The sequence below is a fragment of the Paenisporosarcina sp. TG20 genome (assembly GCF_000286315.1).
Taxonomy (GTDB): domain Bacteria; phylum Bacillota; class Bacilli; order Bacillales_A; family Planococcaceae; genus Paenisporosarcina.
Genome location: NZ_ALJG01000172.1, coordinates 1 through 6,987, shown reverse-complemented (window position 1 = coordinate 6,987; position 6,987 = coordinate 1). Strand labels below are relative to the sequence as shown.

Sequence of the window (6,987 nt, the reverse complement as noted above, 5' to 3'; positions counted from 1 at the left end):
TGTGGATGCTGTATACTTTCTTAAAGGACCGGGCGCACTTACCCGGTTTTTCTTAATAGTACCCATAGCAACATCTACCGTAAGACTGTCTATAACGAAAGGGACCGAATGATAATGTAACATCACTCGGTCATTCATTAACTAGGAGATAAGTACATTTAGTTTACACTAAACAAACCATATTTTTTTATCTCTTCATAAGTTAATAACGCACGCGTACGTCCTGCTTTATGGGTGACTATTGGATATGGATAAGTTTCGCCTAGTACGATGTCAGCTTTCTTCAGATCCTCTTCAGAAACTTGATCGGGTTCCATAATATCTTTATTCGAAAGACCAGCAAGCTCTGGAATCCATTTTCGAATATAAAGAGCTTCACTATCAAACTTCTTGCTTTGTAAATAAGGATTAAATATGCGGAAATAAGGAGCTGCATCCGCTCCACTTCCAGCTGCCCATTGCCAACCAAAAGTGTTATTAGCAATGTCTGAATCAATTAATGTATCCTTAAACCAAGACATTCCCTTTGTAAAATCCACTAACAAATGTTTTGTTAAATAACTGGCAACATTCATGCGTGCCCGGTTATGGATAAAGCCGGTTGACCACAACTCGCGCATTCCTGCATCTATTAAAGGAATCCCAGTTTGTCCATGACACCATTTTTGAAAATGTTCTTCATTATTCAACCAAGGAAACTTAGTAAATTTTTCGTTGAGTGGCTTATTAGTTGTATGGGGAAAGTGTACTAACATTTGATAAGCAAAATCGCGCCATATTAATTGTCGGATAAATGCCTCACTTACGTCTGGTTGCATATTCAATGCATAGTGATAAACACTACGGACGGAAAGTGCACCGATAGCTAGGTATGGAGAAATTCGGGAAGTTCCTGAGATCGAAGGGAAATCACGCTTCGACTTATATGCAGAAATGTCCTCGTCGATAAATGTTTTTACGAGATCAATTGCTGCCTCTTCTCCCACTAACCATGCAGTATCTATACCATCCGTCCAATTAATAGAAGGGACGAGCCTCAGCATATTGATATCCGAAGAAATACATTTCATATTTGAGTTAATCTTCACAAATGTTGCTTCTCTGATACGAGAAACGGCTTGAGGAATATTTTTTGTTCGAAACTGTTTATAGAAAGGTGTAAACACTTTATAGGGTTCACCATTTTCTTTCAATGAATCCCATGGTGAAAGGAGCATTGTTCCCTCGAAAATTTTGACAACTAATCCATCATCAAATAATTTTATTGCAAATTCTTTATCCCTTATATAATGCATTGGATGATAGGATCTATTGAAATAAACTGCATCTATTCCACACTCTTGCTTAAGTACTTTTATCGTATCTGGTAATGAAGTACTCGAAACAAAAAGTTCCCCTCCAAGCTCACGAATAGAAGTTTGTAATGATTCCAAGTGACGATGAGTCCAGTATTTAAACGCAGCACCCAAATCCTCTTCTAATACATAAATCGGTAAAATTTCCCCGTCGAGATGTGCTTGAGATAGAGCTGGATGGTCATGAAGTCGTAAGTCATTTCTAAAAAGCACTGCGATTTTCATGTATTCACTACTCCTAATTGGGGTCCTACTACAACATGCACTATGTCTACACATAGTATGAATCAAAAAATTAGAGTAATTCATCGATTAATACAAATGAATTTCTCTAATATTTCATAGTATATGTTAAATGAGATTATTAATAAAATAAATACGCTCCTAATGAGCTAGGAGCGAATAAATAAATTATTTTACTACGATAACTGTACATGGTGAGTCTTTTACTATCTTTTCACTTATAGAGCCGACGAAAAATCTTTGGAATCCTGATTTACCACTGTTTCCAACAACGATTGCATCTACCTCTTCTTGTTCAGCTAAATTGGTAAGTGCTGTTGCTGGATGTCCAGTAATTACTTCGACTCTAGCCTCAACACGATGTTTATTTAACTCCAACTGAATAGATTCAATCATTTTATTTTCATATTCCTTGGCCAATTGGTTATCAGCATCAAGTGGAACTGTTGGGGCCTGATTTATATCCGTTAACACAGGGGCTGTGCCTAAATTCTCGTTCAAAAAGGAAGTTTGTCCAACTTCTTCATAATCGTTCACATAAGCTACTATTAGTGAAGTGTCTGGTCTGTTACGTAAAAGATCAACAGCGCGGCTTAGTGCTGCTCGGCTTCCTTCTGATCCATCGTAACCAACAATCATTTTGTTAAACATGATTTAGAACTCCTTTCTTAAATTAATAAGGTATACTCTCTTAATTAAACATAGGAAATACATAGTTAATTAATACCCATAAAACTGCAAAGAAAATAATTAAGTATGCAGAGTATTTAATAAAGGTCGCGCCTACCAAACCACTATCAGTTTTTTCTTCTCGTCGAACTTCAATATTTTTGTGTTCTTCCATTGTCTATCGCTCCTCGAATTGCATTCATGCTTACTGTTTCTAAATACCCTAGATAAAAATCTATAAACACAATTATATTTTCCGGAAACTCTTGACAATAAATGAAATATTATTATAATAGATTAATGACCATAAAATTGGGAGAAAAGGAGATACACGCCATGATTAAGCAATTTAAAAATGCGCCTAATTACATAGTTCTTTCGTACCTACTTCCAAACCTTCGTTGACTTGACCCATATAAGGCACAGGTAGCTCGAAAACCTGTACCTATTTTCATGCGTACACGCATCTGGAAACAGGGCGTGTACTTTTTTGTGTTCATTTAATGTAAAAAATTGGTGTTCATAGCTTTATGCTATTTCATAAATAAAAAAGGAAAAGGAGTGCTGACGATGAACTATCAGCAACAAAAGAAACAACTTTTGATCAAGGAATCTCTAGAAGGTGGTTAGTTTTGCTAAACCGTAATAGGAAAGAAGGAAATGGTATGTTCTCAGTATTATTTAAATTAAAATGGTTTTTCGCAGAAAATTGGAAACGTTATACAATAGCTGTATCTTTACTAATGGTAACAAATGTTCTAGAAGTGGTTCCACCGTGGTTGTTAGGGGAGTCAATTGATGCCATCTATCAACAAACACTAACTACAAAATTATTATTGACTTTTATTCTAGCTCTTATTGCAGTCACAATTGTGAATTATATAAGTAACTTCATATGGCAGTATCAACTTTTTGGTGGAGCTTATGTCATTGAAAAACAACTTCGTGGACGATTAATGAGACAGTTTTTACGAATGACACCATCGTTTTATGAAAAAAATCGAACTGGTGATTTAATGGCACGCGCAACGAATGACTTAAAAGCAGTATCAACTACAGCGGGTTTCGGAATTTTAACACTGATTGACTCATCTCTTTATATGCTTACAATCTTAATAACGATGGGAATTTTGGTCAGTTGGAAATTAACGTTTGTTGCCTTATTGCCGCTACCAATTCTGGCATTGATCATGCAAATTCTAGGTAAACGTATTCATGAGAAATACATGAAAGCACAAGATGCTTTTGGAGACATGAATGATAGTGTTTTAGAAGCTGTTGCAGGAGTTCGAGTAATTCGAGCATATGTACAGGAACGTGCATCGGAGAAACAATTTGCTTCGATGACAGAAGACGTCTATACGAAGAATATGGAAGTGGAAAAAATTGATGCATTATTTAATCCAATAACCAAAGTACTAACAGGAATTAGTTACATGATTGGACTTGGTTACGGTGCATATCTAGTTTCTCAACAACAAATAACTCTTGGTGATTTGGTTGCATTTAACATCTACCTTGGAATGATTATTTGGCCTATGTTCGCAATAGGTGAGTTAATTAATGTTATGCAACGGGGAAATGCTTCTCTCGATCGTGTTCAAGAAACACTGGATTATGAAGAAGACGTGAAAGATCCGAAGCGAGTTGGGTCATTAGAACGACCGGGGAGTATTAGGTTTTCAGGAGTAAGCTTTCAATATCCTACATCGCCAACCATTAACTTATCCAATATAAATGTTCATATTGAAGAAGGTCAGACACTTGGAATTGTAGGGAAAACTGGTAGTGGAAAGACCACATTCATGAAGCAATTGCTACGTGAGTATCCAGTAGGAAGTGGTACGTTGTCATTTTCAAGTGAACCAATTGAAAGTCTAACGAAAAACCAAGTTCGAAATTGGATTGGCTATGTTCCACAAGATCACGTGTTATTTTCAAGGACTGTAAAAGAAAATATACTGTTTGGGCACCCAGACGCAACAGATGAAGATGTTGACAAAGCTATTCGATTATCATATTTCCAAAAAGATTTAGAGATGCTTCCACTAGGTCTAAAAACGCTTGTTGGAGAAAAGGGAGTCGCTTTATCAGGTGGACAAAAACAACGTATTTCAATAGCACGTGCGTTAATAAAAAACCCTGAAATATTACTATTAGATGATTCGTTGTCAGCTGTTGATTCTAAAACTGAATCGCGAATAATTAAAAATATTCAACAAGAACGTAGCGGGAAAACAACTATAATCACATCTCATCGTTTGTCAGCTATACAACATGCGGACTGGATAGTTGTTTTAGATGATGGTGTAATCATTGAACAGGGTAACCATGAGGAGTTGCTATTGAAAGAGGGATGGTACAAGGAACAGTTCGATCGTCAGCAAATTGAGGAGGTGACGTCATGAGTACAGGAAAAAGACTCTGGGTGTATGCCCTTCTATATAAAAAGTTACTCATTATGGGTATGTCTTTACTCACTGTTGCTGTTGCTGCAGATTTAGCAGGTCCACTTATAGCAAAGAAGATTATCGACGACCATATTGCGGGAGCGGATGGGGGTTCGATAGATTTTGAACCAATAGCCATGTTACTGGGTGTGTTTTTTGCTCTAACAGTTGTTGCAGCAATTTTCCGTTATGGAGAGTATTTATTATTACAAAAGTCTGCCAACCGTATCATACAAAAAATTCGGAACGATGTGTATCAACATATTCAAACACTGCCGATTCGATATTTTGATAATCTACCAGCAGGAAAAGTAGTTGCTCGTATTACCAATGATACGGAAGCGATTCGCGAATTGTACGTAACGGTTTTATCTCAATTCGCATCTAGTGGAATGTACATTACTGGTATTTATATTGCACTCTTTTACCTTGATTGGAAGATGGCGACGATTGCATTGTTTGTTTTACCGATTCTGTATATTTGGATGATTACATACAGGAAGTATGCATCTAAATATAATCATATCGTTAGAGGAAAAGTCAGTGACATGAACGCGATGATAAATGAATCTATTCAAGGAATGACCATTATTCAAGCTTTCCGTCGTGAAGAACAGATGAAAGAAGAATTCGAAGTCATGAACCGTGAGCACTATAAGTATCAAAATAAACTGTTGTATATAGACGCAGGTACTTCTCATAATTTAGTTGGAGCAATACGGTCAATAACGTTTGTACTTTTCATCTGGTATTTCGGTGGGGCATCATTAACCGCATCGACAGCGATTTCAGTGGGTGTGTTATATGCATTTGTTGATTATCTCACTCGATTATTTAACCCAGTATCGGGTATTGTAAACCAGCTGGCAAAGTTAGAACATGCACTTGTTGCTGCAGAACGAGTTTTTAGGTTAATGGATCGACCTGGGGAAGAAGTAAATGATGAAAGAATCACACGCTATCAAGGAAATGTTCGTTTTGATAAAGTGTGGTTTGCTTATAAAGATGAAGAATATGTATTAAAAGATATTTCATTCGAAGCGAAAAAAGGAGAGACAGTTGCACTTGTTGGACATACGGGTTCAGGGAAAAGTTCAATTATGAATTTATTATTCCGATTTTATGACGTTTCTAAAGGTGCAATTACAATTGATGGTAGGAATATCCAGGATTTGTCCCGTCAGACAATTCGTGATCATATGGGCATTGTTTTACAGGATCCATATTTATTCACAGGTACCATCGCTTCCAATGTTAGCTTAGACGATGATCGGATTTCTCGTGAAAAAGTGGAAGCTTCACTTAATGCGGTAGGTGGAGATCGTGTGTTAAAGCACTTACCTAACGGAATTGATGAACCAGTAATTGAAAAAGGAAGTACACTATCATCGGGACAACGACAATTAATATCTTTTGCGCGAGCACTAGCATTCGATCCAGCAATCCTGATTTTAGATGAAGCCACTTCAAATATTGATACTGAAACTGAAGAAATCATTCAACACGCAATGAATGTATTGAAAAAAGGACGGACAACATTTATTATTGCGCATCGGCTTTCTACTATTAAAACTGCAGATCGCATTTTAGTTTTAGATCGCGGTGAGATTGTCGAGCAGGGTACACATGATGAACTAGTATTACTTGGAGGACGTTATGAACAAATGTATCGATTACAATTTGGAAGTCCTCTGAATCAGTAATTGGAGAGAATCCATTTAGGCTTAAATAGTAATTGTATTTTGAAAGCTAAAAGGGCAGGTACTTCTACTAAAGGTCTTTCCAATAAGCTAAAGTATGAGTAGGATAATCTAAAAAAGTGGGAAGCGCTATAAATCGCGTTTCCTGCTTTTTTGAAAACATAAGAAAGCATATAAAATTGATGTGCAAAGAACACAGTGTTCATGGTGTTTTTAGTATATGGAGACTAACATGCTAAAATAAATTTCATTGATGTAACTTTTGTTAACTCGTGAAGTCAGGATTTCCTTTTTTGTGATGCAAACTTCCTCTCAGAGAAAGTGATTTTTTTTCAGTGATTTATTCTTATTTAGTAATTTTTGAATTGTACATGAAAAAATCGACCTATTTAAATGTTTGGTACTTTCAATTTAAAAGATAGGACGATTTTTAAAATTTAATTTTTAAACTAATTTGATCATGGTTATTTTAAACAGGAGAATGATTGCAGTGAAAGGTGGCGACTCCTGTGGGATAAGCGAGACAGACGAGACCCCGCAGGAGCGCATAATGGAACAAAGGCGAAAGAA

Annotated in this window: 5 protein-coding genes; 2 read left to right on the top strand and 3 right to left on the bottom strand. The window is 36.4% G+C overall.

Translation table 11 applies throughout. The features are described 5' to 3' along the window. Nucleotides 1–158: 158 nt before the first annotated feature. The 3 genes from B371_RS0102630 to B371_RS23715 all read right to left on the bottom strand — a co-directional run bounded on the left by B371_RS0102630 (nucleotide 159) and on the right by B371_RS23715 (nucleotide 2,442). Nucleotides 159–1,580, bottom strand: coding sequence for a deoxyribodipyrimidine photo-lyase (locus B371_RS0102630; protein WP_019412765.1), 1,422 nt, complete (start codon nucleotides 1,578–1,580; stop codon nucleotides 159–161). 186 nt (nucleotides 1,581–1,766) lie between these two features. Further along, nucleotides 1,767–2,249 carry a universal stress protein gene (locus tag B371_RS0102625; protein ID WP_019412764.1) on the bottom strand — a complete coding sequence of 161 codons (483 nt, stop codon included), beginning with the start codon at nucleotides 2,247–2,249 and terminating at the stop codon, nucleotides 1,767–1,769. Nucleotides 2,250–2,289: 40 nt separating this feature from the next. Further along, nucleotides 2,290–2,442, bottom strand: a complete 153-nt coding sequence (locus B371_RS23715; protein WP_019412763.1) for a hypothetical protein — start codon at nucleotides 2,440–2,442, stop codon at nucleotides 2,290–2,292. A gap of 490 nt (nucleotides 2,443–2,932) precedes the next feature. Here B371_RS23715 and B371_RS0102615 point away from each other — a divergent pair, with 490 nt between their 5' ends. Both B371_RS0102615 and B371_RS0102610 read left to right on the top strand, forming a co-directional pair. Next, nucleotides 2,933–4,675, top strand: coding sequence for an ABC transporter ATP-binding protein (locus tag B371_RS0102615; RefSeq protein WP_026022952.1), 1,743 nt, complete (start codon nucleotides 2,933–2,935; stop codon nucleotides 4,673–4,675). Then, the gene (locus B371_RS0102610; RefSeq protein WP_019412761.1) at nucleotides 4,672–6,420 is read left to right on the top strand and encodes an ABC transporter ATP-binding protein; all 1,749 of its coding nucleotides are present in this window, start codon (nucleotides 4,672–4,674) and stop codon (nucleotides 6,418–6,420) included. Before B371_RS0102615 ends, B371_RS0102610 begins: the two co-directional genes overlap by 4 nt. Nucleotides 6,421–6,987 lie beyond the last annotated feature (567 nt).

Coding starts and splice junctions, on each gene's coding strand:
- B371_RS23715 (WP_019412763.1), bottom strand. CDS start 2,442: ATGGAAGAACACAAAAATATTGAAGTTCGACGAGAAGAAAAAACTGAT.
- B371_RS0102630 (WP_019412765.1), bottom strand. CDS start 1,580: ATGAAAATCGCAGTGCTTTTTAGAAATGACTTACGACTTCATGACCAT.
- B371_RS0102625 (WP_019412764.1), bottom strand. CDS start 2,249: ATGTTTAACAAAATGATTGTTGGTTACGATGGATCAGAAGGAAGCCGA.
- B371_RS0102615 (WP_026022952.1), top strand. CDS start 2,933: ATGTTCTCAGTATTATTTAAATTAAAATGGTTTTTCGCAGAAAATTGG.
- B371_RS0102610 (WP_019412761.1), top strand. CDS start 4,672: ATGAGTACAGGAAAAAGACTCTGGGTGTATGCCCTTCTATATAAAAAG.